24 protein-coding genes are annotated in these 23,850 nt (G+C 73.3%); 12 read left to right on the top strand and 12 right to left on the bottom strand.

All coding sequences use genetic code 11. From position 1 onward, the window contains the following. Positions 1 to 2 precede the first annotated feature (2 nt). Entirely contained in the window at positions 3 to 746 is a 744-nt protein-coding gene (locus ACZ466_RS35945; RefSeq protein ID WP_464044036.1) for an adenosylcobinamide-GDP ribazoletransferase, read from the top strand. Here the strand turns inward: ACZ466_RS35945 and ACZ466_RS35940 are convergent. The 8 genes from ACZ466_RS35940 to ACZ466_RS35905 all read right to left on the bottom strand — a co-directional run bounded on the left by ACZ466_RS35940 (position 743) and on the right by ACZ466_RS35905 (position 9,139). Continuing rightward, entirely contained in the window at positions 743 to 3,517 is a 2,775-nt protein-coding gene (locus tag ACZ466_RS35940; protein WP_378291602.1) for a fumarate reductase/succinate dehydrogenase flavoprotein subunit, read from the bottom strand. The genes ACZ466_RS35945 and ACZ466_RS35940 overlap by 4 nt on opposite strands. Next, positions 3,517 to 4,305: an ABC transporter ATP-binding protein gene (locus ACZ466_RS35935; RefSeq protein WP_378291600.1), complete on the bottom strand. Its 789-nt coding sequence runs from the start codon at positions 4,303 to 4,305 to the stop codon at positions 3,517 to 3,519. Before ACZ466_RS35935 ends, ACZ466_RS35940 begins: the two co-directional genes overlap by 1 nt. Beyond that, entirely contained in the window at positions 4,302 to 5,168 is an 867-nt protein-coding gene (locus ACZ466_RS35930; protein ID WP_378291597.1) for an ABC transporter permease, read from the bottom strand. Before ACZ466_RS35930 ends, ACZ466_RS35935 begins: the two co-directional genes overlap by 4 nt. Continuing rightward, positions 5,165 to 6,610, bottom strand: a complete 1,446-nt coding sequence (locus ACZ466_RS35925) for an ABC transporter substrate-binding protein (protein WP_378291595.1) — start codon at positions 6,608 to 6,610, stop codon at positions 5,165 to 5,167. The genes ACZ466_RS35930 and ACZ466_RS35925 overlap by 4 nt, the downstream gene beginning before the upstream one ends. A 14-nt stretch (positions 6,611 to 6,624) precedes the next feature. Then, a complete protein-coding gene (locus ACZ466_RS35920) occupies positions 6,625 to 6,852 on the bottom strand; it encodes a 4Fe-4S dicluster domain-containing protein (RefSeq protein WP_378291593.1) in 228 nt (75 codons plus the stop codon). A gap of 4 nt (positions 6,853 to 6,856) precedes the next feature. Beyond that, complete coding sequence (locus ACZ466_RS35915) at positions 6,857 to 7,648, bottom strand: GntR family transcriptional regulator (protein WP_378291591.1); 792 nt, start codon at positions 7,646 to 7,648, stop codon at positions 6,857 to 6,859. 160 nt (positions 7,649 to 7,808) lie between these two features. Next, complete coding sequence (locus tag ACZ466_RS35910; RefSeq protein WP_464041813.1) at positions 7,809 to 8,771, bottom strand: DUF1648 domain-containing protein; 963 nt, start codon at positions 8,769 to 8,771, stop codon at positions 7,809 to 7,811. Positions 8,772 to 8,797: 26 nt separating this feature from the next. Continuing rightward, a complete protein-coding gene (locus ACZ466_RS35905) occupies positions 8,798 to 9,139 on the bottom strand; it encodes a GntR family transcriptional regulator (RefSeq protein WP_378291587.1) in 342 nt (113 codons plus the stop codon). Between the two features lie 141 nt (positions 9,140 to 9,280). Between ACZ466_RS35905 and ACZ466_RS35900 the strand changes: the two genes are divergently transcribed. From ACZ466_RS35900 to lipB, 6 genes are all read left to right on the top strand, one after another. Then, positions 9,281 to 10,786: a leucyl aminopeptidase gene (locus tag ACZ466_RS35900; protein WP_378291585.1), complete on the top strand. Its 1,506-nt coding sequence runs from the start codon at positions 9,281 to 9,283 to the stop codon at positions 10,784 to 10,786. Positions 10,787 to 10,941: 155 nt separating this feature from the next. Then, complete coding sequence (gene lpdA / locus ACZ466_RS35895) at positions 10,942 to 12,333, top strand: dihydrolipoyl dehydrogenase (protein ID WP_378291583.1); 1,392 nt, start codon at positions 10,942 to 10,944, stop codon at positions 12,331 to 12,333. A 46-nt stretch (positions 12,334 to 12,379) separates the two neighbouring features. Continuing rightward, positions 12,380 to 13,882 carry a 2-oxoglutarate dehydrogenase, E2 component, dihydrolipoamide succinyltransferase gene (sucB, locus tag ACZ466_RS35890; RefSeq protein WP_464041812.1) on the top strand — a complete coding sequence of 501 codons (1,503 nt, stop codon included), beginning with the start codon at positions 12,380 to 12,382 and terminating at the stop codon, positions 13,880 to 13,882. A 97-nt stretch (positions 13,883 to 13,979) separates the two neighbouring features. Next, a complete protein-coding gene (locus ACZ466_RS35885) occupies positions 13,980 to 14,891 on the top strand; it encodes a TIGR01777 family oxidoreductase (RefSeq protein ID WP_378290333.1) in 912 nt (303 codons plus the stop codon). Positions 14,892 to 14,951: 60 nt separating this feature from the next. Beyond that, a complete protein-coding gene (locus ACZ466_RS35880; protein WP_378290335.1) occupies positions 14,952 to 15,689 on the top strand; it encodes a Type 1 glutamine amidotransferase-like domain-containing protein in 738 nt (245 codons plus the stop codon). 143 nt (positions 15,690 to 15,832) lie between these two features. After that, positions 15,833 to 16,507, top strand: a complete 675-nt coding sequence (lipB, locus tag ACZ466_RS35875) for a lipoyl(octanoyl) transferase LipB (protein WP_378290405.1) — start codon at positions 15,833 to 15,835, stop codon at positions 16,505 to 16,507. Positions 16,508 to 16,546: 39 nt separating this feature from the next. Here the strand turns inward: lipB and ACZ466_RS35870 are convergent, their stop codons facing one another. Further along, positions 16,547 to 17,053: a YfbM family protein gene (locus tag ACZ466_RS35870; RefSeq protein ID WP_378290337.1), complete on the bottom strand. Its 507-nt coding sequence runs from the start codon at positions 17,051 to 17,053 to the stop codon at positions 16,547 to 16,549. A 175-nt stretch (positions 17,054 to 17,228) separates the two neighbouring features. Between ACZ466_RS35870 and lipA the strand changes: the two genes are divergently transcribed. Both lipA and ACZ466_RS35860 read left to right on the top strand, forming a co-directional pair. Beyond that, complete coding sequence (lipA, locus tag ACZ466_RS35865; RefSeq protein ID WP_378290339.1) at positions 17,229 to 18,155, top strand: lipoyl synthase; 927 nt, start codon at positions 17,229 to 17,231, stop codon at positions 18,153 to 18,155. A gap of 229 nt (positions 18,156 to 18,384) precedes the next feature. Further along, positions 18,385 to 19,080, top strand: a complete 696-nt coding sequence (locus tag ACZ466_RS35860) for a DUF4191 domain-containing protein (protein WP_378290341.1) — start codon at positions 18,385 to 18,387, stop codon at positions 19,078 to 19,080. A 74-nt stretch (positions 19,081 to 19,154) separates the two neighbouring features. On the opposite strand, the gene ACZ466_RS35855 is transcribed toward ACZ466_RS35860, so the two are convergent. Further along, entirely contained in the window at positions 19,155 to 19,640 is a 486-nt protein-coding gene (locus ACZ466_RS35855) for an RDD family protein (RefSeq protein ID WP_378290343.1), read from the bottom strand. Between the two features lie 209 nt (positions 19,641 to 19,849). Between ACZ466_RS35855 and glnA the strand changes: the two genes are divergently transcribed. Beyond that, positions 19,850 to 21,274: a type I glutamate--ammonia ligase gene (gene glnA, locus ACZ466_RS35850; protein WP_378290345.1), complete on the top strand. Its 1,425-nt coding sequence runs from the start codon at positions 19,850 to 19,852 to the stop codon at positions 21,272 to 21,274. Positions 21,275 to 21,305: 31 nt separating this feature from the next. Here glnA and ACZ466_RS35845 read toward each other — a convergent pair whose 3' ends face one another. Further along, entirely contained in the window at positions 21,306 to 22,523 is a 1,218-nt protein-coding gene (locus tag ACZ466_RS35845) for a tyrosine-type recombinase/integrase (protein ID WP_378290347.1), read from the bottom strand. After that, a complete protein-coding gene (locus ACZ466_RS35840; protein WP_378290349.1) occupies positions 22,510 to 23,052 on the bottom strand; it encodes a helix-turn-helix domain-containing protein in 543 nt (180 codons plus the stop codon). Before ACZ466_RS35840 ends, ACZ466_RS35845 begins: the two co-directional genes overlap by 14 nt. A 107-nt stretch (positions 23,053 to 23,159) precedes the next feature. Between ACZ466_RS35840 and ACZ466_RS35835 the strand changes: the two genes are divergently transcribed. After that, positions 23,160 to 23,357 (top strand): helix-turn-helix transcriptional regulator, encoded by a 198-nt coding sequence (locus tag ACZ466_RS35835; protein ID WP_378290351.1) that lies wholly within the window; start codon positions 23,160 to 23,162, stop codon positions 23,355 to 23,357. A 1-nt stretch (position 23,358) separates the two neighbouring features. Then, the gene (locus ACZ466_RS35830; protein WP_378290353.1) at positions 23,359 to 23,778 is read left to right on the top strand and encodes a hypothetical protein; all 420 of its coding nucleotides are present in this window, start codon (positions 23,359 to 23,361) and stop codon (positions 23,776 to 23,778) included. The last annotated feature ends 72 nt before the right edge of the window (positions 23,779 to 23,850 follow it).

Genomic DNA, 23,850 nt, shown 5'->3' with positions numbered 1-23,850 from the left:
GGCTGCGGCTGGCCGTCACGCTGCTGACGATCGTCCCGCTGCGGGCGGACCGGGCCGACCGGGACACGGCGCGGCGCGCGATGCTGCTGGCCCCGCTGACCGGGCTCGTCGTCGGCGGCGGCGCGGCGGCCGTGCTGCTGCTGGGCGACCTGGCGGGGCTGGCCGCCCTGCCGCGGGCCGCGCTGGCGGTGGCGGCGGCGGCCGTCCTCACCCGGGCGCTGCATCTGGACGGCCTGGCCGACCTGGCCGACGGGCTGGGCAGCGGGCGGCCCCCCGAGGACGCCCTGGCGATCATGAAGCGGTCCGACATCGGGCCGTTCGGCGTCGTCACCCTGCTGCTCACGCTCCTGGTCCAGGCCGGCTGCCTGGCCACCGCACCGGACGCGGCGACCGGTGTCGTGATCGCCGCGGTGACCGGCCGGCTGGCGCTGCCGTGGGCGTGCCGGACCGGCGTCCCCTCGGCGCGTCCGGGCGGCCTGGGCGCGCTGGTGGCGGGCACGGTCGCGACCCGCGCCGCCGTCGCCGTGACGGGCGCCGTCCTGGTGGCCGCCGCGCTGGCGGGCGCGGCGGCCGGTGGTGCGGAGGGCGCGCTGTACGCCGCCCTGGCGGTGGTGGCGGGCCTCGGCGCGGCGCTGCTGATGCTCCGCCATGCCGTCCGCCGCCTGGGCGGGGTCACCGGCGACGTGTTCGGAGCGCTGGTCGAGCTGGCCGCGACCGCCGCGCTGGTCGTCCTCGCCGCCGCCTAGCCGCCCGACCCGGCCGCGGTGGCGGCGGTGTCGGCGGCGGTGTCGGCGAGGGCGCGGCGGGCGTAGGCGCGGACGTCGGCGTCGGAGTCCTCGCAGGCCCGGCCGAGCGCCACGGCGACCTCGGGCGTCCCGGCCCGTCCCGCCAGGGCGATCACCGCGGCCTTGCGGACGTCGAGGTGCGGATCGTCCAGCGCCTTGATCAGCGGCCCGGCGGCGGCGTCCCCGGCGGCCGCCGCCAGGCCCCGCGCGGCGCCGGTGCGCACCTGCCAGGCCGGGTCGGCGAGGGCGGCCACGGCGACGCCGTCCAGCGGGGGCGGGCAGCCGACGCCCGCGAGCGCCTCCAGCGCCGCCGCCCGGACCAGCGGGTCGGCGTCCTCGACGAGCCCGCCCAGCGGACCGGCCGAGTCCGGGTCCCCGATCGTGCCCAGGCCGTGCGCGGCGGCGACCCGCACCTCGCGGGAGGCGTCGGCGGCGGCGCGCGCCACCTCGGCCGCCGCGTCGTGCGCGACCAGGCCGCGCACCGCCTGCAGCCGCACCCGGTGGTCGCCGTCGTCCAGCGCGGCGGCGTACAGCGCGGACGCGCCGAGCCGCAGGGCGCGCAGGACGTCCAGCACGGCCGCCCGGACCTGGGCGTCCGGGCTGTCCAGAGCCGGCAGCAGCTCCTCCCGGAGCTCCGGGGTGGCGGGCAGGACCTCGACCAGCTCGCGCAGCGCGGTGGCGGCCGCGTGCCGCACCGAGCCGTGCCCGTCGGCCAGCGCGCCCGCCAGGGCACCGCCGACCCCGGCCGGGACGACCTCGGTCAGCGTCGCCACCGCCGCCCGCCGCACCTTGGGGTCGGAATCGTCCAGGTACGGCCGGATCGCGGCCAGGTCGGGGCCCGTCTCCGCCAGTTCCAGCAGCTCCAGGATGCGCGGCGGGCGGCCGACCGGACGGGGCCGCGGCCGTCCGCCTTGGCCCGTGGACGCGACGGCGGTAGCGACGGCGGCGGCGGGCTCGGGCGCCGTGGCCAGCACGACCGGCTCCGGGACCGGCTCGGGCACGGTGAACTCCGGCACCGGCACCAGGTAGGGCGCCACCGGCCGCTTCACGAACTCCATCGCGCCGTCGTCGCGGCGGCGCAGGTTGAGGTGGAAGAACCACTCGGCGTCGTCGCGTTCGGGCAGGTCGGCCCGGTCGTGGTAGAGGCCCCAGCGGCTCTCGGTCCGGGCCAGCGACGCCCGCGCGGCCATCTCCGCGCAGTCCCGGATGAAGGTGACCTCCGCGCAGCGCATCAGCTCGTGCGGCGTCCGCGCGCCCATCCCGGCGATCTCCCCCGCCATCCGGGTGAACGTCTCGACCGCGATGCCGAGCTTGGCCGCCGTCTTCGGCGGCGCGACGTAGTCGTTCACGAACCGGCGCAGCTTGTACTCCACCTGCGGCTGCGGCGGCCCGCCCGGGTGGCGCAGCGGACGGTAGATCAGCTCGTGCGCGGCGCGGATCTGGTCCTCGGGCAGCGCCCCCGCGCCCCCCGCGTCGCCCGCGTTCCCCGCGCCGCGGCCGGGCCCGAGGTTCGCGGACGCGTGCGCGCCCGCCAGGTCGCCGAACACGAACGCGCCGATCATGTAGTTGTGCGGGACGCAGGCCAGGTCGCCCGCCGCGTACAGGCCGGGGACGGTGGTGCGGGCGTTCTCGTCCACCCACACGCCCGACGCCGAGTGGCCGCCGCACAGCCCGACCTCGGAGATGTGCATCTCCACGTCGTGGGTGCGGTAGTCGTGGCCGCGCCCGGAGTGGAAGGTGCCGCGGGTGGGCCGCTCGGTGGTGTGCAGGATCCCCTCGAGGGCGGTGAGGGTCTCGTCGGGCAGGTGGCTGAGCTTGAGGTAGATGGGGCCGCGCGCGGAGTCGATCTCCCGCTTCACCTCGGCCATCATCTGCCCGGACCAGTAGTCGCAGTCCACGAACCGCTCGCCGCCCGCGTTCACCTGGTAGCCCCCGAACGGATTGGCGACGTAGGCGCACGCGGGGCCGTTGTAGTCCTTGATCAGCGGGTTGATCTGGAAGCACTCGATGCCGCTCAGCTCGGCGCCCGCGTGGTAGGCCATCGCGTAGCCGTCGCCGGCGTTGGTGGGGTTCTCGTAGGTGCCGTACAGGTAGCCGCTCGCGGGCAGGCCCAGCCGCCCGCACGCCCCGGTCGCCAGGATCACCGCGCCCGCCGACACCGTCACGAACTCGCCGCTGCGGGTGTCGAACCCGACCGCGCCCACCGCCCGGCCCCCGGAGGTGAGGACGCGCACGGGCATCACGCGGTTCTCGATCCGCACCTTCTCCCGGATCGACCGCCGCCGCAGCACCCGGTACAGGACCTTCTTGACGTCCTTGCCCTCCGGCATCGGCAGCACGTACGACCCCGACCGGTGGACGCGCCGCACCGCGTACTCGCCGTGCTCGTCCTTCTCGAACTTCACCCCGTACCGCTCCAGCCGCTTGACCATGGCGAAGCCGCGGGTGGCGGTCTGGTGGACGGTCACCTGGTTGACGATGCCGTCGTTGGCGCGGGTGATCTCGGCGACGTAGTCCTCGGGCGTGGCCTTGCCGGGGATGACCGCGTTGTTGACGCCGTCCATGCCCATGGCCAGCGCGCCGGAGTGCCGCACGTGCGCCTTCTCCAGCAGCAGCACCGACGCGCCGTGCTCGGCGGCGGTGATCGCGGCCATGGTCCCGGCGGTGCCGCCGCCGACGACCAGCACGTCGCACTCCAGCTCCCGCCGTTCGGTCACGGAGGGGATGTCCATCACACGGTCTCCTTCGCTTCACCGCGGGCGCCGAGCGCCACGAGGATGCGGTCGCGCAGTTCCTCCACCTCGACGCCGTCGCCGGAGCCGGCCCCGACCCCGGCGCCCGCCTCCCGCGGGGCGCGCGGGTTCGGCACGGTGACCTCGGCGGCGATCCCGGCGGGGCCGAGCACGACCACCCGGTCGCCGAGGAGGAGCGCCTCGTCCACGTCGTGGGTGACGAAGACGACGGTGGCGGGGGCGTCGGAGAGCACCTCCACGAGCAGGCGCTGCATTCCGGCGCGGGTCTGGGCGTCCAGGGCGCCGAACGGCTCGTCCATGAGGACGGCCCTGGGCGCCCCCGCGAGCGTGCGGGCGAGCTGGACGCGCTGCCGCATGCCTCCCGACAGCTCGCGCGGCAGGCGGTCCCCCGCGTCGTCCAGACCGACCCTGCCGAGCCACTGCGCCGCCTGGTCGCGGCGGCGCCCGCGTGGGACGCCCCTCATCGCCAGGGGGAGTTCCACGTTGCGGCGCGCGTTCCGCCAGGGCAGCAGCGCGTCGTCCTGGAAGACCAGCGCCCGGTCTCGGGACGGGCCGGTGATGGGCTCGCCGTCCGCCAGCACCCGGCCCGCCCGCACGGGCAGCAGCCCGGCGAACGCGCGCAGCAGCGTCGACTTGCCGCATCCGGACGGGCCCACGACCACCAGCACCTCTCCGGCGCGCACCTCCAGGTCGAGCCCGGTGACCACGGCGGCCGGGCCGCCGTAGCCGAGCGTCACGTCCTCCGCGCGCAGCGACAGCCCGGTCACCGGCGCCTCCTCTCGGTCGAGCGGAACGGGCGGCGCCGCCGGGCCCCGGGCAGCCAGTGGGTGGCGCGGCGCCCGGCCACCTCGACCGCGCCCGAGGTCAGCCACCCCAGCAGCCCGATGGTGATCATCCCGACCAGCACCCCGGGGTAGTCGACGATCGTGTACGCCTGCCAGGTGCGGTAGCCGACGCCGAAGTCCCCGGAGATCATCTCGGCGGAGATCACGCAGATCCAGGAGACGCCCATGCCGACCGACAGCCCGCCGAACACGCCGGGCAGCACCCCGGGCAGCACCACCTGGGTGATGACGCGGACCCGGCCGCCGCCCAGCGTCCGCACCGCCTCCTCCCACACGGTCGGCAGGGCGCGGACCGCGTGCCGGGTGCTGACCAGGATCGGGAAGAACGCCGCGACGAAGGTGATGAAGACGATGCCCTGCTCGTTCTGCGGGAACAGCAGGATCGCCACCGGCACCAGCGCGATCGCCGGGATCGGGCGGACCACCTCGATCAGCGGTTGCAGCAGATCCCCGGCCCAACGGGAACGGGCGATCGCGATGCCCAGCGCCACGCCGAACACCGCCGCCAGCCCGAACCCGGACAGGATCCGCACCAGGCTCTGGGCGATGTCGGCGTAGAACTGGCCGTTCTGCGCCTGGCGGCCGAACTCCCGGGCCACTTCCAGCGGCCCCGGGAAGCGGTCGAAGCGCACCCACAGCCGCACGTCGCCCGCGGTCAGCAGGTGCCAGGCCGTCAGCGCGCCCGCCAGGGACGCCGCCCGCACCGCCCAGCTCGGCACCCGCCGGCCCCCGGCGCCCCCAACGACGGGCCCGCCCGTCCTGGGCTCCTCCAGCGTGACCGTCATGAGCGCCGCACCGCGTCCGCATAAGGGACGACCTTGGCCCCGGAGTGGGCGGCGATGTACTTGTCGGCGCCCTCCTGGGTGGCGAAGGGCTTGAACCGCTGCTCGGCCTTGGCGGAGGGGTCCTCGACCCAGATCTCCTTGTCGGCGAACCACCGGGTGCCGGTCACGGCGTCGGGCGCGTACACGGCCCGGACGGTCTTGCCCTCCGCCTGGACGGCCCGCACGTTGCGCAGCAGGCACACCGGGTCGGCCACCGGACGGGTCGCCGCCTCGCCCGACACCCACACCTCCCCCGCGGTCGCGGCGTCGTCCACCTGCCGCCTGCAGACCCGGTCCTCGCCCTTGATGGCCGCCGGATTGGCGGTGGACGCGGCGTCGCGGTCGTATCCGGCGCCGTAGGCCTCGCGCAGGTAGCTCTCGTTCACGAACGTGGACAGGTCCAGCGGCTGCTGGAGCACCCCGATCGACTTCAGGAACGGGACGTCCTGCGCGTGCGCGTCGCGCAGCGGCTTCTTGATCGTCGTGTCGAACGTCGCGACGCCGCCCGCGCCGTTGTAGAGGTAGACCGTCTCGGCGGGCAGCCCGGTCGTCGAGGCGACCGACTCGGCCGCCTTCATCGGCTCCTTGTGCAGGTAGGCCGTCGCCTCGATCTGCGCCTTCAGGAACTCCCGCAGCACGGCCGGGCTCTGCTTGGCGTAGGTCTTGCGGACCACGGTGCCGTGGAAGGTCGGCACGTTCAGGTCGCCGCCGTCGTACAGGAGCCGCGCCTGGCCCCGGTTCACCAGCAGGCCGGGCCAGGCGACGAACTGCGCCAGGCCCGCGACGCCGCCGGACTGGAGCGCCGAGGTCCCGACCGTGGGCTGCTGGTTCTCGACCTTGACGTCCTTGGCCGGGTCGAGGCCGTACCTCTGCAGGGCCTGGACGAGCGTGCCGTGCCCGGCGGAGCCGACGCTCGCCGAGACCGACTCGCCCTTGAGGTCGCGCAGCGTGCGGGCCTTCGAGCCGTTGGCGACGACCACGCCGTTCAGCGAGCCGCGCAGGTTGTAGCCGGTCGTGGCGACCATCTCGGTGAGGGCGTCGCCGCCCTGCGCCTGCGCCCGGGAGCCGTTGATCAGCAGCGGGTAGTCGCCCATCGAACCGATGTCGATCTTCCCGGCCAGCATCTGGGCGGTGATCGGCGCGCCCGTGTCGTAGTCCTGCCAGACGACCGTGTACGTGCGGTCCTCCGCCTTGCCCAGCGCGGCCAGGCGCTTCTCGAACAGGCCGAGGGTGCGCAGCAGCGTGCCCGCGGTGACGGTGTTGATGGTCTTGGACTGGTAGCCGATCACGACGCGGACCGCGTCGCCGCCGCCGCCCGCGGCGTTGCCCGCCACGGTGCACCCGGCCAGCACGGGGAGCACGGCGGCGGCGGCCGCCCACCGGAGTCGCGCCGGTCCTCTCATCGGGTTCGGCCCTCTCATCGGATCAGGTACGGCATGTTGACGGTGACGGCGCCGGTCGGGCAGCGGTCCGCGCAGGGGCCGCAGTACCAGCACTCGTCGACGTGCATGTACGCCTTGCCGGTCTCGGGGTGGACGGCCAGCGCGTCCAGAGGGCAGACGTCGATGCACAGGGTGCAGCCGTCGATGCAGAGGGCCTCGTCCACCGTCACGGGGACGTCGGCCCGGTACTCGACCAGGGACATGGGGCTAGCTCCAGACGCGGGGGCGGCGCAGGGTGCCGCTCATCGTGATGCGGTCGCCGCGGAACCGGATGAACTCCAGGTCGACCGGGCGGCCGTCGGACAGGTGGGTGAGGCGCTCGACCATGAGCAGCGCGGCGCCGCGCGGGGCCTCAAGGGTGGCGGCCGAGTGCGGGTCGGCGTTGACCGCCTCGACCGTGAGCTCGCCCAGGCCCAGCGGACGGCCGGAGATCCGTTCGAGCAGGACGAAGATGTCGTTGTGCGCGAGGTCCTCGGCCAGCAGCGGCTCGCCGAGGTCGCGGACGACGTAGGTGAGGTCCAGGGAGAGCGGCAGCCCGTTGAGGCGGCGCAGCCGCTCGATGTAGACCACCGGCTCGCCGGGCGGGGTGCCGAGCCGGTCGGAGATCTCGCGGGGCGGCGCGATCAGCCCGGTGGTGCGGACCTCGTTGGTGACCTCGCCGTGCTCGCGCAGCGTCTCGGCCAGGCCGAGGAGCCGCTCCAGGCCGTGCGGGTACTTCTCGGAGACGGCGACGGTGCCGACGCCGGGACAGCGCTCGATCAGGCCCTCGGCGCGCAGCAGGTCGAGGGCCTCGCGGACGGTGTTGCGGGAGGTGGCGAACTCGCGGGTGAGGTCGGCCTCGGAGGGGAGGGGCCCGGTGCGGAACTCCCCGTACAGCACCTGGCGGCGCAGCACGTCGGCCACCTGGCGGGCGCGGTCGGCGCGCAGCCGCCGGGCGTCGCCCAGCGTGAGCGCGGCGGCGGCCGCGCCTTGCGCGGTCACGGCGTCTTTCCTGGTCACACCGTTAACCTACTAAAACGGTCTGAATTACGGAATAGGCCCGGAATAACGCCACCCCGGGACAGGGCGAAGGCGCGCCCGGCCTGGCCGGACGCGCCCCAAGATCTTGATTCCGCCACCCCCGCGCCGCCCGCAGCGGCGGCGCGGGCCGGGCCGCTCGCTACTCGCGCAGCGCGTTGAGCAGCGCGGCGCCGCGCTCGGCGTCGTCCACGCTGACCGCGAACCGAGCGTCCCCGGGGCCGTGCTGGACGACCAGGCACTCGCCCTTGCGCAGCATCACCGTGGTCCCCTTCCCGCTGAGGCGGTAGCCCCACCCGCCGACCTCGACCGGACGGCGCTCCTCCACCCAGGCGCTGGAGACGGTCTCCAGCGGGATCCGCCGGACCGGTCGGCCGATCGGACCGAAGGCGACGGCGAGGCCGCGGCCGTCCACGGTCACCCGCGCCGAGGAGAGCGTGAGCCCGGCCAGCCCGGCGACGGCCAGCGCGAGCAGCGGCCCGGCCAGCGGCATGCCCGGCGTGAGCGGCTCGGGGAGGACCAGGGCCAGCAGCGCGCCCAGCACGCCCGCCACCGCGAGCGCCCCGCCGAGCAGGAACACCCAGCGGCTGCGCACGTACCCGACCCAGACCGGGCGCTGCCCGCGGCCCAACCGCGTCCGCAACCGCGGCTCCTCGCCGGGCGGCGGCGCGTCCGGCCGATCGGGGCCGGTGGCGCCCAGCATCCAGCCGACCAGCGCGATCACCACGGCGCCCAGGAGGACCAGCGCGACCGGCCCGCCGCCCAGCTCCCCGGCCTCGCGGTACGAAGGGCGGTCGAGGTTGGCGCGCACGGTCGTGGCGATCATGCCCGCGGTCAGCCCGGCACCGGCCCCCAGCGTCGCGCCGGTGAAGCCGCGCACCTTCCGGCGCCCCCAGCCGGAGAGTCCGACCGCCACCGCCGACGCGCAGAAGACCAGCCAGGTCACCGCGCACATCAGCGTCCAGGCGGTGAACGACGAGTGCCCGTCGGGGACGCCGGAACCGTCCCAGTGGGTGGCGAGCGGATCGGGCAGCCGGTCCCGCAGCGCCAGCGGCGCGACCGGGATCAGGGCCGAACCCGCCAGGGCGGCGATTCCGGCGGTCATGTACAAGGACCGTCGCGCGGCCATGCTCACACTCCTTCGATCATGGTGGCCAGCTCGGCGCGGGTGACTCCCATCCGCTCGGCCGCGGTGACCAACTCCCGTACGCGCTCCATCAGCTCCCCTTGCTCCGGGCGGGCCGCGACGCGGATGCCGCGCCCGCGGCGGAAGTCCAGCAGGCCCTCCTCGCGCAGCTCGCGCAGGGCGCGCAGCACGGTGTTGGCGTTGACGCCCAGCGCCGCCGCCAGCTCGCGGGCGGGCGGCACGCGCTCGCCCGGGGCGCACTCCCCGGCGGCGATCGCGCGCCGGACGGCCGCCGCCACCTGCTCGTGCAGCGGGCGCGCGTCGTCGTCGGCCAGGATCAGCAACATGATGCTAATGATATTAGCATCATTAGTTCCATGCAAGATGGTCCGGACCCCGCCCGTCCCGAGGTCACAGGAGGTCGCCCGGGGGTAAGGCTTGATCCAAAAGGGCGAAACCGGTCACCGGGAGGACTAACATCGTGCTACGTGACGAGCATCAGCCTGGACAGCGCAGCACCCGCCTCCCTCGACGTCGACGCGATCGTGATCGGCGTCACCCCGGCCGGCTCCGGTGACGGCTCACAGAACGGCTCGGACAGCGGCTCCGGCCCCCGCCCGGCGGGCGCCGCCGACCTGGACGAGGCCCTCAACGGCGGCCTGGCCGCCGCGCTCAAGGCGCTGGGCGCCACCGGCAAGGCCGGCGAGGTCACCAAGCTGCCCACGCTCGGCGCCGTCCCCGCCGGCGTGATCGTCGCCGTCGGCCTGGGCGGGGCGCCCTCCGCCGAGGACCTGCGCCGCGCCGCCGGCGCCGCCCTGCGCGCGCTGGCCGGCACCCGCCGGGTCGCCGTCGCGCTGCCCGCCTCCTCCGCCGAGGAGGTCGAGGCCGTCGCGCTCGGCGCGCTGCTCGGCAACTACAGCTTCGGCACCTACCGCACCGGAGAGCGCACCGAGCCGGTCGCCGAGATCACCGTCCTCGGCGACTCCGGCGACGCCTCCGTCGAGCGCGCCCGCACCCTGGCCGAGTCGGTCACCCTCGTCCGCGACCTGGTCAACACCCCGCCCTCCGACCTCACCCCCGAGGACCTGTCCGGCACCGCCGAGCGGATCGCCGGCGAGACCGGCCTGGCCGTCGAGGTCCTCGACGAGAAGGCCCTGGTCGAGGGCGGCTACGGCGGCCTCGCCGGGGTCGGGCAGGGCTCGGTCAACCCGCCCCGCCTGGTCCGCCTCGCCTACACCCACCCCGAGGCGTCCAAGACCCTCGCCCTGGTCGGCAAGGGCATCACCTTCGACTCCGGCGGCCTGTCCCTCAAGCCCGCCGACGCCATGGACTGGATGAAGTCCGACATGGGCGGCGCCGCGGCCGTGCTCGGCGCGCTGGCCGCCATCGCCCGGCTGGCTCCCAAGGTCAACGTGGTCGGCTACCTCGCCATCGCCGAGAACATGCCCAGCGGCACCGCCCAGCGCCCCTCCGACGTGCTGCGGGTGTACGGCGGCACGACCGTCGAGGTCCTCAACACCGACGCCGAGGGCCGCCTCGTCCTGGCCGACGCCCTGGTCCGCTCCGGCGAGGACTCCCCCGACCTGATCGTGGACGTGGCCACCCTCACCGGCGCCCAGCTGGTGGCGCTCGGCACCCGTACCACCGGAGTGATGGCCAACGACGACGAGGTCCGTGAGAAGGTGGTGGCGGCGGCCGACCGCGCCGGGGAGGCCTCCTGGGGGATGCCGCTGCCGGCCGAGCTGCGCAAGGGGCTCGACTCGGCGGTGGCCGACATCGCCAACATCAGCGGCGAGCGCTGGGGCGGCATGCTGGTCGCGGGCGTCTTCCTCAAGGAGTTCGTCCCGGACGGCGTCCGCTGGGCCCACCTGGACATCGCCGGTCCCGCGTTCAACAAGGGCGAGCCGTACGGCTACACCCCCAAGGGCGGCACCGGCGCCGCGACCCGCACCCTGGTGCAGATCGCCGAGGACCTGGCGGCCGGGATCCTCTGACCCGCGCCGGGTGCCGGCCGGGAGAAGTGAATAGGTTCCTCGGAACCGCGCGCAGGGCGACCCGCGACCGGCCACGGCCCGGCCGGCGGCGGTCGCGCCGGGCCCGCGGTTCGGGCACGGCAGCGACAGCGCGAGACGGGAAAAGGGAGCGTCCAGTGGCCAACAGCGGCCCCTTCGACATCGTCGTCCTGGGTGGTGGCAGCGGCGGTTACGCGTGCGCGCTGCGGGCGGCCGAGCTCGGCATGACCGTGGCGCTGATCGAGCGCGACAAGCTCGGCGGCACCTGCCTCAACCGCGGGTGCATCCCCACCAAGGCCCTCCTGCACGCGGCCGAGGTGGCCGACCAGACCCGCGAGGCCGCCGCGTTCGGCGTCAGGGCCGCCTTCGAGGGCATCGACATCGAGGGCGTCAACGCCTACAAGGACAAGGTGGTCTCCACCACCGTCAAGGGCCTCACCGGGCTGATCAAGTCCAAGGGCATCACGCTCGTCGAGGGCGAGGGGCGGCTGGCCGGGCCCACCTCGGTCACCGTCACCGAGCCCGGCGGCGGCACCGCCACGATCGAGGGCGGCCACATCGTGCTGGCCACCGGCTCCCGGCCCAACACCCTGCCCGGCCTGGAGATCGACGGCGAGCGGATCATCTCCAGCGACGACGCGCTGGAGCTGGGGCACGTGCCCGGCTCGGTCGTCATCCTCGGCGGCGGCGTGATCGGCGTGGAGTTCGCCAGCGTCTGGCGCTCGTTCGGCGCCGAGGTCACCATCGTCGAGGCCCTCCCCCACCTGCTTCCGCTGGAGGAGGAGTCCAGCTCCAAGCGGCTGGAGCGGGCGTTCCGCCGCCGCGGCATCAAGTACGAGGTCGGCACCCGCTTCCAGGAGGCCAAGCCCACCCAGGGCGGCGTCGCGGTCACCCTGGAGAACGGCACCACCATCGACGCCGAGCTGCTGCTGGTCGCCGTCGGCCGCGGCCCGGTCTCCGACGGCATCGGCCTGGCCGAGGCCGGGGTGGAGACCGAGCGCGGCTTCGTCAAGGTCGACGAGTACTGCCGGACCAGCGTCCCCACGATCTACGCGGTCGGCGACCTGATCCCGACCCTCCAGCTGGCGCACGCCGGCTTCGCCGAGGGCATCCTGGTCGCCGAGCGGCTGTGCGGGCTGGGCCCGGTGCCGATCGACTACGCCGGGGTGCCGCGGATCACCTACTCCGACCCCGAGGTCGCCTCGGTGGGACTCACCTCCGCGGTGGCCCGCGAGCGCGGCCACGAGGTCCGGGAGATCACCTACGACCTGGCCGGGAACCCCAGGAGCAAGATCCTGGGCACCCAGGGCGAGGTCAAGGTGATCGCGGCCGTGGACGGTCCCGTCCTCGGCGTCCACATGGTCGGCGCGCGCGTCGGCGAGCTCATCGCGGAGGGCCAGCTCATCTACAACTGGGAGGCGCTGCCCGCGGAGGTCGCCCAGCTCATCCACCCCCACCCGACCCAGTCCGAAGCCGTCGGCGAGGCCCTCCTGGCGCTCGCCGGCAAGCCCTTGCACGTGCACGGCTGAACGCCCGCACAGTATTTGAGAGATCTCGAAGGAGTCGCTGAGAGCCATGCCGGTCTCCGTCACTATGCCCCAGCTCGGCGAGAGCGTCACCGAGGGCACCGTCACCCGCTGGCTGAAGAAGGAGGGTGAGCACGTCGAGACCGACGAGCCGCTTCTCGAAGTGTCCACCGACAAGGTCGACACCGAGATCCCCTCCCCCGCCTCGGGCACCCTGACCAGCATCAAGGTCGCCGAGGACGAGACCGTCGAGGTCGGCGCCGAGCTGGCGATCATCGGTGAGGGCGGCGAGGCCGCCGCCCCCGCCGCCGAACCCGAGCAGCCCGCGCAGCAGGAGGAGCCGCAGCAGGCCCCGGCCGAGCCCGCCGCGCAGCAGCCCGCTCCCCCGGCCGCCCCGCAGGATCAGGCTTCCGCGCAGGAGCCGCCCGCCCAGCAGGGCCCGCCGCCCTCGGCCTGGCCGCCGCCCGCCGCCCCGCAGCAGCCGTCCCCGCCGGCGCCCGCGCCCGCCGCGCAGGAGCCCGCCGCCCCGGCGCCCGCGCCGGCCCCCGCCCCCTCGGGGGAGGGCCCGTACGTGACGCCGCTGGTGCGCAAGCTCGCCGCCGAGCACGAGGTCGACCTGGGCACCGTCAAGGGCACCGGCGTCGGCGGCCGCATCCGCAAGCAGGACGTGCTGGAGGCCGCCCGCGCCCAGCAGCAGGCCGCCCAGCAGGCCGCCCAGGCCCCCGCCGCACCCGCGGCCCCGGCCCCGGCCGCCCCCGCGGCGCCCGCCGCCCCGGCCGCCGCCGCCCGGCCCGCGCCGGCCACCGCGCCCGCCGAGCAGATCGCGCTGCGCGGCAAGACCGAGAAGATGTCCCGGATCCGGCAGACCATCGCCCGCCGGATGGTGGAGTCGCTGCACGTCTCCGCGCAGCTCACCACGGTCGTCGAGGTGGACATCACCAAGATCGCCCGGCTGCGCGACCGGGCCAGGGCCGACTTCCAGGCCCGCGAGGGCGTCAAGCTGTCGTTCCTGCCGTTCTTCGCGCTGGCGACGGTCGAGGCCCTCAAGGTCCACCCCAAGCTCAACGCCGTCATCAACAGCGAGACCAACGAGGTCACCTACCACGACGTGGAGAACCTCGCCCTCGCCGTCGACGTGCCCGAGCGCGGCCTGATGGTCCCGGTCGTCCACAACGCCGGCCAGCTCAACCTGGGCGGCCTCGCCCAGCGCATCGCCGACCTGGCCGAGCGGACCCGCACCAACAAGGTCAGCCCGGACGAGCTGGCGGGCGGCACGTTCACGCTCACCAACACCGGCAGCCGCGGCGCGCTGTTCGACACCCCGATCCTCAACCAGCCGCAGGTCGGCATGCTCGGTACCGGCGCCGTCGTCAAGCGGCCCGCCGTGATCGAGGACCCGAACCTGGGCGAGGTCATCGCGGTGCGCTCGATCGTGTACCTGGCGCTGAGCTACGACCACCGCCTCATCGACGGCGCCGACGCGGCCCGCTTCCTGGGCACGATCAAGCACCGTCTGGAGGAGGGCAACTTCGAGGCCGAGCTCGGCCTCTGAGCCCCTTCCCCCGCTCCACGCGGCCACGGCCGCCGGGGACCCCGCCGTTCCGCGAACGGCGGGGTCCCCGCGCGTTCGCACGGCCTAGGGTGGGGCCATGCGGGTGGTCGTGACAGGCGCGAGCGGACTGATCGGCACGGCCCTCGTCCGGGCCCTGGAGGACGGCGGGGACGAGGTCGTGCGGCTCGTCCGCCGCGCCCCCTCGGGCCCCGGCGAGGCACGCTGGGACCCCATGGGCGGCACCGTCGACGGCAAGGCCCTGGACGGCGCGGACGCGGTCGTCCACCTGGCCGGCGCGGGCGTCGGTGACCGGCCCTGGACGCGCGCCCGCAAGAAGCTGATCTACGACAGCCGGATCACCGGGACGCGCACCCTCGCGGAGGCGATCGCGCGGGCCGGCGACCCGCCGCGGGTGCTGGTGTCGGGGTCGGCGATCGGCTTCTACGGCGACACCGGAGGCCGCGCGGTCGACGAGTCGGCGCCCATCGGCGAGGGCTTCCTGGCCGGGCTGGTGCGCGACTGGGAGGCCGCGGCGGCGCCCGCCGCCGAGGCCGGGGTGCGGGTCGCGCACCCGCGGACCGGGATCGTGCTCTCCGCGGGCGGCGGGCTGTTCGGCCGCCTGCTGCCGCTGTTCCGGCTGGGGCTGGGCGGCAGGATCGGGAACGGCCGCCAGTGGGTCAGCTGGATCGCCCTGGACGACACCGTCGCGGCCCTGCGCCACCTGATCGGCCCGGACGCGCCCCGGGACGGCCTGGCCGGTCCGGTGAACCTGGTGGCGCCGGAGGCGGTCACCAACGCCGCGTACACCCGGGCGGTCGGCCGCGTCCTGCACCGCCCCGCGGTGGTGCCGGTGCCCGCGTTCGCGCTGCGCGCCGCGCTGCTGGGCTTCGCCGACGAGGGGCCGCTGATCAGCCAGCGGGTCGTCCCGCGGCGCCTGGAGGAGTCCGGGTTCTCCTTCGCCCACCCGGAGCTGGAGGGTGCGCTGGCCGCCGTCCTGGGGGCGCGGTGAGTCCTTCCAACATTCGTCAAAGTCCTGCCCCGCCCCAGGCCCCGGCCATAGCGTGAGGACATGAGCACCGACGGACAGCCGCACATCCTCGCCATCGGCGGCGGGAGCTTCATCCCCGACGACCGGTACGGCCTGACCCCGAGCCCCCTGCTGCGCTACGCCGTCGACCTCACCGGCCAGGACCGGCCCCGGATCTGCTTCCTGACCACCGCCACCGGCGACGGCGCCGACCAGATCGGGCGCGCCTACGCGGCGTTCAGCCGGATCGAGGCCGAGGTCAGCCATATCGCGCTGTTCCCGATGCCCAACATCGCCGACATGCGCGCCCACCTGCTGGCCCAGGACCTGGTGTACGTGTTCGGCGGCAGCGTCGCCAACCTGCTGGCCCTGTGGCGGCTGCACGGCCTGGACGAGATCATGCGCGAGGCGTGGAACGAGGGCGTGGTGCTGTCCGGGCAGAGCGCCGGGGCGCTGTGCTGGCACGTGGGCGGGAACACCGACTCCTACGGCCCGCAGCTGCGCCCGCTGACCGACGGGCTGGGCTTCCTGCCCTACTCCTGCGGCGTCCACTACGACAGTGACGCGCAGCGGCGCCCGCTGCTGCAGCAGCTGGTGGGCGAGGGCACGCTGCCGGGCGGGTACGCGGCCGACGAGGCGGTGGCGCTGCACTACGTGGGCACCGAGTTCGTCCAGGCGGTGTCGTACGTGAAGGAGGCCGGCGCCTACCGGGTGGAGCCCGACGGCTCGGGCGCGGCCAAGGAGTCGCCGATCGCCCCCCGGCTGCTCGCCTCGCTCTGACGCATAAGCTGAACGGCGTGAGCGAGCTGAAGGTAGAGCTGAAGGTACGCGGGGCGGGCGGTCAGGGCACCGGGGGCGAGGCGGGCGCGAAGGTCTCCTCCGAGAGCGCGGCGGGCGCCGCGCCGGTATCGCGCACGGGCGAGCTGGTGTTCGTGCACGCGGGCTTCGGGACGGCGGCCGTCGACTACCAGGACGGCTGGGACCTGCAGCGGCGCACGCTCGACCGGCGCGCCGACGACGAGATCCCCGACACCGTGCTGCTGCTGGAGCACCGGCCCGTCTACACCGCGGGCAAGCGCACGGGCGCGGCCGACCGTCCGATCGGCGACCCCGGCGCGCCGGTGGTGGACGTCGACCGCGGCGGCAAGATCACCTGGCACGGGCCCGGCCAGCTCACCGGCTACCCCATCCTGCGGCTGCCCGACCCGGTGGACGTGGTCGCCTACGTGCGGCTGCTGGAGCGCATGATGCAGGCGGTCTGCGCCGAGCTGGGACTGCCCACGACCGTGGTCGAGGGGCACAGCGGGCTGTGGGTGGAGGGCACCCCCCACCGCAAGATCGGCTCCATCGGGATCCGGGTCTCGCGCGGGATCACCATGCACGGCTTCATGCTCAACTGCGACTGCGACATGGGCTGGTTCGACAAGATCATCCCGTGCGGCATCCGCGATGTCGGCTCCACCTCGCTCAGCCGCGAGCTGGGCCGCCCGGTCACCGTCGCCGAGGTCACCCCGCTGGTCGAGCGGCACCTCGCCGAGGCCCTGGGCGCGACGGAGTCGTTCCACCGCACCACCGCCCAGCTCGACCTGCGCGGCTGAACGGCCGTCGCGCGATCACCGCGGACGGCCCAGGACGGTTCAGGACGGCTCGGACATGACCTTGTAGACGGCCTGCCCGTCGGTGGCCGCGCCCTGGAAGAACCGGGTCAGCCCCTCGTAGGCCGGGCGGAGCGCCGCCGCGTCGTTCCCGAGCGCCTCCGCCTCCTGCACCCCGGCGGCGGCCATGGCGGCCGGGTCGTACCGCTCGGCGGCCTTCGCGTACGGGGTGGCCACCAGATGGTCGGCGGCCGGCTTGACCCGGTCGGGCGCCAGGTAGATCACGTCCAGGCCCAGCTCGGCGGTGCCGTCCTCGGTGAGCAGCCGCCCCCCGCACACGACGTCGGCCTCCGGCGGCCGCCCGTCCCACGGGTCGCCGGTGATCAGGTAGTGCAGCGCCTGCCAGCCCCCGCCCAGGTCCAGGACCTGCGGGGCGGGCTGGCGGCGCCGCCAGTCGGCGGTACCGAAGATCAGGCGTGCGATCGCGCCGGGATCACGCTCGCCCTCCAGCACGGGCGGCACCCTGAGGTACGACATGGCCAGGCCCACGGTGGATCCTCCTGCGAACGCTCTGCGTGACGACAGGGAGTCACCTTAGGAGATCAGGTGCCGTCCTTGGCGGAAACCCGGATATCGACGGAACATGGATATCCGCCGGGTGCCGAACGTGTGATCTTCGTTGCGGGGGGCGGGGGCAGCGCCGATCGGGACGTACCCTGAAGGGGTGACGTCGGTGACACCCGAGGGGCGCAAGCTCCTGCGCATTGAAGCCCGCAACAGCCAGACCCCGATCGAGCGCAAGCCCGAGTGGATCAAGACCCGGCTGAAGATGGGACCGCAGTATCGGGAACTCATCGGGCTGGTGAAGTCCGAGGGGCTGCACACCGTGTGCCAGGAGGCCGCCTGTCCCAACATCTTCGAATGCTGGGAGGACCGCGAGGCCACCTTCCTCATCGGCGGCGACCAGTGCACCCGGCGCTGCGACTTCTGCAACATCGACACCGGGAAGCCGGCCGCGCTCGACCGCGACGAGCCGCGCCGGGTGGCCGAGTCGGTGGTGACGATGGGGCTGCACTACGCCACCGTCACCGGCGTGGCCCGCGACGACCTGGAGGACGGCGGCGCCTGGCTGTACGCCGAGACCGTGCGGCAGATCCACCAGGCCGTCCCCGGCTGCGGCGTGGAGCTGCTGATCCCCGACTTCAACGCCGACCCCGGGCAGCTGGCCGAGGTGTTCGGCTCGCGGCCGGAGGTGCTGGCGCACAACGTGGAGACCGTGCCGCGGATCTTCAAGCGGATCCGGCCCGGGTTCCGGTACGAGCGGTCCCTGGAGGTCATCACCCGGGCCCGCGAGGACGGCCTGGTCACCAAGTCCAACCTCATCCTCGGCATGGGCGAGACCCGCGAGGAGATCTCCGAGGCGCTGCGCGACCTGCACGCGGCGGGCTGCGAACTGGTCACCATCACCCAGTACCTGCGCCCCTCGCCGCGCCACCACCCGGTGGAGCGGTGGGTCAAGCCCGAGGAGTTCGTGGAGCTGTCGGCCGAGGCCGAGGAGATCGGGTTCGCCGGCGTGATGTCGGGCCCGCTGGTGCGCTCCAGCTACCGCGCCGGCCGCCTCTACAAGAAGGCCGTCGAAGCCCGCGCGTAGCCTGCCGCCCCGATCCGCACGCGAGGCATAACAACCTCAACCAGCCTGATCAGGTTGAACGGACCTCAAGCGTTGCGAGCGCGTCCGAAGGCAGGTTCAAGCGAAGCGAGAACCTGATCGCGAAGCGAGCCGCCAGGCGAGTTCGGAGCGATGCAGCGCTCGCCGCAGGCGCGACAAGCGAGGAGCGCTGGCGACGAGCGCAGCTCGCGCTTGCAATAAACTAGAGTCCATGTCGAAGAAGCCCACGGACGGGGCCCAGGAGCGTCCGGGCCGCCTCAAGCAGATCCGCATGGTCGCCCAGGTCCTCCGCCAGGCCGACCCGAAGGCCCTGCCGATCGTGTTCGCCGCCGCGATCGGCACCCTGGTCGTCGTCATCCTGATCGGGTACCTGATCGGCCAGTTGTGGTTCACGATCCCGCTGGGCATCCTGGCGGCCGCCGCCGTGGGCATGATCGTGTTCGGCCAGATGGCGCAGCGCGCCCAGTACAAGGTGATCGCCGGGCAGCCCGGCGCGGCCGCCGCGATCCTGAAGAACATGCGCGGGGGCTGGACGGTCACCGAGGCGGTCAGCGGCAACCGCAACCTCGACATGGTGCACCGCGCGGTCGGGCGTCCGGGCGTGGTGCTGGTGTCGGAGGGCCCGCGCAACCGGGTCGGCCCGCTGCTGGGCGCGGAGAAGAAGCGCATCTCCCGGGCCGCGCAGCAGGTGCCGATCTACGACGTGCAGGTGGGCACCGAGGAGGGCCAGATCCCGGTCGACAAGCTGCAGCGCCACCTGATGAAGCTCCCCCGCAACCTGACCAAGGGCCAGGTCGCCGAGCTGAACGACCGGCTGCAGGCGCTGCCGCGCTCCATGCAGATGCCGAAGGGCCCGATGCCCAAGGGCGTGCGGATGCCGAAGGGCCCCAAGCCGAAGACGCGCTGACCGCGCCGCGCCGTCCCGAACACCGAAAGCGCCCGTCTCGTCCGCCGGGCGCTTTCGCCGTTCCCGAGGGGTGGTCAGAGGTTGACGACGATGGTGTCGGCGGCCCGGTCGTGCAGGCCGCGGTTGTCGCGGTCCCAGATCAGCGCGGGCACGACCAGCAGGATCAGCACCGTCCGCGCCAGGGACCAGAGGGGGCCGACCGGGCGGCCGTCGAGGCGGACCACCCGGATGCCGCACAGGCGCTTGCCGATGGTGGTGCCGATGAGCCCGACCAGCAGCCACACCTGGATGCCGAAGATCACCAGCGTCCACAGGCTGCGCTGCGGCGGCGTCCACTCGAACAGCCGCGAGAAGAAGCTCGCCACCAGCAGCGACAGGCCCCAGTCGATGAAGAGGGCCAGGAGCCGGCGGCCGTAGCCCGCGGCCGCTCCGCTGCCCTTCTCCGGGAGGCCGAGCCGCGTCCCGGGGACGCCGAGGTCGGCCCCGGCCGAGCGCGCGCCGCCCAGCCACGTCTGCGTCCACCGCGGACCGGCGGCCTGCCGCCCCTTACCCGTGCTCATGGCCCTACGCTATCCGGTCCCCGGGCGGACTCTTTACCGGGTGGGGCCGCCACGGCGGCGCCGGGCGGGTCTACCGTGGCCGTGCGCGCCCGGTGGAGTGACGCAATCCACAGAGTGATGCGTAACACAGTAGAAACATATGAGACATGGCCGGGAAACGGCCGGTCCGTAGGCTGCCAAGAGCCAAAAAAGCGCCCCAAGGAGGCTGGATGTTCAGCAGCGCCGACGAGGTCCTGAGCTATATCAGGAACGAAGGTGTGCGATTCGTCGACTGCCGGTTCGTGGACCTGCCCGGGAAGATGCAGCACTTCACGTTCCCCGTCGAGAGCTTCGGCGAGAACGTCTTCACCGAGGGGCTGATGTTCGACGGGTCCTCGGTCCGCGGATTCCAGGAGATCCACGAGTCGGACATGCTCCTGCTCCCGGACCCGGGCACGGCGGTGCTCGACCCGTTCCGCCAGCACAAGACGCTGATCCTGAACTTCTTCGTGCACGACCCGCTGACCGGCGAGCCCTACAGCCGGGACCCCCGCAACGTCGCCAAGAAGGCGCAGGACTACCTCCGCGGCACCGGGATCGCCGACACCTGCTACTTCGGGCCCGAGGCCGAGTTCTACATCTTCGACGACGTCCGCTTCGAGACCAAGGAGCAGGCGGGCTACTACTACCTCGACTCGATCGAGGGCGCGTGGAACACCGGCCGCGAGGAGCCGGGCGGCAACCTGGGCGCCAAGCCCCCCTACAAGGGCGGCTACTTCCCCGTCCCGCCGATGGACCACTACACCGACCTCCGCTCGGAGATGGTGTCCCAGCTGCTCCAGTCCGGCATCCACGTCGAGATGCAGCACCACGAGGTCGGCACGGCGGGCCAGGCGGAGATCGACTTCCGCTTCGACACGCTGCTGAAGACGGCCGACAACCTGATGCTGTACAAGTACATCGTCAAGAACGTCGCGCGCGAGGCGGGCAAGACGGTGACGTTCATGCCCAAGCCGATCTTCGGTGACAACGGGTCGGGCATGCACTGCCACCAGTCGCTGTGGAAGGACGGCTCGCCGCTGTTCTACGACGAGGTCGGCTACGCCGGGCTGTCGGACAACGCCCGCTACTACATCGGCGGCCTGCTCAAGCACGCGCCGTCGCTGCTGGCGTTCACCAACCCGACCGTGAACTCCTACCACCGCCTGGTGCCGGGCTACGAGGCGCCGGTCAACCTGGTGTACTCGCAGCGGAACCGGTCGGCCTGCATCCGCGTGCCGATCACCGGCTCCAACCCGAAGGCCAAGCGGCTCGAGTTCCGGGTGCCCGACCCGTCCTGCAACCCGTACCTGGCCTTCTCGGCGATGCTGATGGCCGGCCTGGACGGCATCAAGAACAAGATCGAGCCCGCGGAGCCGGTGGACAAGGACCTCTACGAGCTGCCGCCGGAGGAGGCCCGCGCGATCCCGCAGGTGCCCGGCTCGCTGGAGGCCGTGCTGGAGTCCCTGGAGAGCGACCACGACTTCCTGCTGGAGGGCGGCGTCTTCACGCCCGACCTGATCGAGACCTACGTCTCGATGAAGCGGGAGTTCGAGATCGACCCGATCCGCCTCCGCCCGCACCCCCACGAGTTCGAGCTGTACTACGACATCTAAGGCATCGGGGGCGCGCTGACCTGGCCGATCCTCAGCGCGCCCCCGCCTGGTTCCGCCCCTGTTCCGCGCGAGCCTTCAGCACCGCGCCCACCGCGGAACGGGTCGACTCGTCGCGGTCCGGCCACAGATGCGCGTAGACGTCCAAAGTCGTCTTGGCGGACGCGTGCCGTAGCCGCGCCTGGACGGTCTTGACGTCGGCACCGCTGGCGATCAGCAGCGACGCAAAGTAGTGCCGTAGGTCGTGGAACCGGAAGTCCGCGGGGAGGACCGGGACGTCCTGGCCCTCCTCGCGAGCTTTCTCGGCGTCGGCCCGTACCTTGTCCCGCGCCCGGCGGAACTGCCGTTCCAGGGACCACGGGGTGAGCTGCTGCTTCCATGCGTTCGTGAGCAGCGACTCGGCCGAGTAGCCCGCGGCCACGTGCGCGGACAGCTCGGCCGACAGCTCGGCCGGGATGGGGATGGGGGTCCGCGAGACCTCCGTCTTCAGCGGCTCGGCCGGGTACTGCACGGCAGGGCTGATGACGCCCCGCATGTAGTCGACGTCTCCCTTGGTCCGTAGCCCGCATGCCTCGGCGACCCGCAGGCCGGCGAACGCCCCGAGCAGCACACCCGCGCGGTACCGCTCCCCCGTCGCGTCGAACAGCGCCCAGATCTGATCGGTCGTCGCCACGAACGGCCGAGGCTTGCCGGCGCCGGGCGAGGTACGGCGCGAGCACGGAGACTTCACCAGCACGCCGTCATGCACGGCATCGCTCATGATCTGGGCGAGGCGCGCGTGCAGCGCGTAGACGTAGGACGGGGCCGCGCCGTCCTCCTTCAGCCGGGCACACCACGCCTTCACCTGTGACGGCCGGACGGCCCCGAGCGGGAAGTCTCCGAACTCGATCTTGATCAGGGTGATGTGCACCTGGGCCTGACGCACCGTGGACGCCCGGCGGGTCGCGTAGCCCTTAAGCCAGGTGTCGCACCACTCCCCCACGGTCGTCCGGGCCGCCTTCGGGTCAATGTAGGTCTGACGCCGTACGTCGCCCTCCTGGTCCTCGGCGTACTTCTTCGCCTTCGCCTTGACCGCGAACGCCTGCGTCTTCTCCTTGCCGTCCGGCCCCTCCCAGCAGGCGAGCCACCGCTTCGCCTTCGGGTTCCCGCCCTCCTCCGGGTGCCGCTTCGTACGGACCTTGATCTTCCGCTTGCCCTCGGGATCGCTCGGGTCCCTGACCTCGGAGAACCACAGATCCTTAACCCTGGCCACGGTCGCCCCCGGCATCGACCCGGCGCCACTCCGGCCGGCGACGGAGCCGGAGTTCCTGACGACTGCCGAGGTCGACCGTCCACCGCTCCGGATCGCCCTCGGTGCGCTCGTACGTCACCGTCTCCGGCCAGTCGACCGGCCGGCCGAACTCGTGCTCCGGAACGTAGCTGGCGAAGATCCGAGCGTCCATGCCATCGAGTTCGTGCTCCCCGCGGATCCACGACCGCACGGCACGGGTGCCTTCCATGTGCTTCGGGGTGACCGGGTACTCCATGTCGTGCAACGGGATGAGCAGGTGCATGGGTGAGACCTGGAAGACGTAGGCCAGCGCGAGCCACTCGGTAACGCTCACGGCCTGCCGCTTCCCGTTCTCCAGCTTCGTGACAACCAGCCGGCCCCAGGGGACGCCGACCTTCGTCATCTCCTCGGCCAGTCGCTCGGCCGACCAACCGTTGCGGTCGCGGAGCGCCCGTACGTGTGCGGCGAGGAACGCCGTTGCTACATCTACTTCCGATCCGCTCTGTTCCATGAAGGAACAGTATCGATCCGCGTTGACACGCACAAGGGCGCCGTGCTCTGATCGGTCACGCAACGTTCGTGGTCTATCAGAGAGCAGAGATGTTTCATGGAGGAACAGTGACTGCTGTGCGACAGCCCCTCGGCGACTCGCTGGAGGTGGCGGAGTACCTCAAGGTCTCCGTGCGCACCCTGGACGACTGGGCGCACAAGGGTGTCGGTCCCGTCTACCACCGGGTTGGGAAGCATCGGCGCTACCGCTGGAGCGAGATCGAGAAGTGGCTCGACCAGCAGAGCAACGGCGGGGAGGCCGCCTGACATGGCCACCAACGAGAACCGCCCCGGCGACCAGACCGGGGCGGTGGAGGACGAGCGGCCGGGCAGGCAGGACGTCACGTCGAGTCTACGCCAGTCGGTCGTCATGGCCGCCGAGATGCTCAGCCAGGCCGCCGACCGCGAGCGGGCGATCTTCGAGATGGCATGGGCCGAGGGATACCGGGACGGCTTCGAGACCGGGGCCGAGGTAGGCCGCGGGCAGGCCGAGAACGCCATGGAGCGCGCCTGGTCGGACCTCGCCGCCAAGATCCGCCGGACGGCCAGCACGCCCAAGCACGCCGAGCTGGAGCTGATCCGCTGGGACGGCCGCCGGGAGGACTTCGGACGGCCGCGGCCCGGAGACCACCCCGGCGGGCCCAAGCCATGGAACGGCGCCGGTGCCGGACAGGAGTCGGCAGCGTGAAGCGCAGCGAGGCGGAGCGTGCGGCGGGTGCTGCCGTTCTCACGGTCATCAGCGAGATCGGGGGAAGTGGAC

Source organism: Actinomadura rugatobispora, from assembly GCF_055379765.1.
The sequence above is the reverse complement of the archived record's forward strand: the minus strand, read 5'-3'. Positions and strand labels throughout refer to the sequence as shown.